Here is a 907-nt window from a genome sequence, read left to right as displayed (position 1 = left end):
GAAAACCTACATTTCTTTCTGCCGAAAACCTACATTTTTAAACTGCCCTTGACAGTTTGCTTAGATCGTAATTCTATAAGCCAAACTTTTGCCTTACTTGTTCTTCAGAATAGTCATCAGTAGGAATAGTATCGCCCAAATTATTTAAGATTCTTTCTACTTGGCCCTTACGCTTATTAAATTCGGTCAGAATATCTTTTCCTCGAAAACCATCTTTAATGACACCAGCTAAAATATCAGAACTGAAATCGAAAAAGGTGTCCTGGTCCACAACTTCGTAGGAAAACCCATACTCAGTCTTCTTGGGTCTCACCGTCACTTCCGCCTTAATCCCGAATTCTTTGGGAATGGTGACGGTCACAGAATTACCCTGTTTTCTTGTTTTGAGATCTTGCATGTTATCCCTCCTATGTATTTACTAGTAAATACATTTTAAAAGCTTGCCTCCCCTAAATACCAGTAAGAAATACTTCTCCAAGAGTTAAAATGAACATTTCGTTTCACATGCATCTTTCCAAACCACACTGAAGATTCTAGTAATTGTGGAATTTTTTACAATCATGAATCTCTCCCACCCCTCTAAAAGATAGCCCATCTACTAGTCATTAAGGACAAAATCCAAACACTATAATTCAGCCCTTTCCGCTCAGCTCCCGCTATACAAAAAGTGTAAAGAAGATTATATTATCAAGTTCACCAAAGGCTCTGACTACGTGAACAGTCAGAGCCTTTTTATAATTCTTTATTGCCACTTCAATATTTAATTGCTTAACCCAAAAATATCAAAATTGACCTTATAGATTTACCACTCATCTGAAATCCTTGTCTAGCAAAATCAGGATTTCTTTTAAACGGGAGATTGTAAAATATAACCGAACACTTGTAGACAAAAAAGCCCATAGAGGCC

The 907-nt window shown here is 36.6% G+C and carries 1 protein-coding gene; it reads right to left on the bottom strand.

Annotation, left to right across the window (positions count from 1 at the left end; translation table 11 throughout):
- Positions 1-73 precede the first annotated feature (73 nt).
- Positions 74-397 (bottom strand): hypothetical protein, encoded by a 324-nt coding sequence (locus FD30_RS03095; protein ID WP_056943852.1) that lies wholly within the window; start codon positions 395-397, stop codon positions 74-76.
- Positions 398-907 lie beyond the last annotated feature (510 nt).

The sequence above is a fragment of the Levilactobacillus namurensis DSM 19117 genome (genome assembly GCF_001434785.1).
GTDB lineage: Bacteria > Bacillota > Bacilli > Lactobacillales > Lactobacillaceae > Levilactobacillus > Levilactobacillus namurensis.
This window is presented reverse-complemented; position numbering and strand designations above follow the sequence as displayed.

Excerpts from the sequence above, each read along its gene's own strand:
- FD30_RS03095 (WP_056943852.1), bottom strand. The coding sequence starts at position 397 with ATGCAAGATCTCAAAACAAGAAAACAGGGTAATTCTGTGACCGTCACC.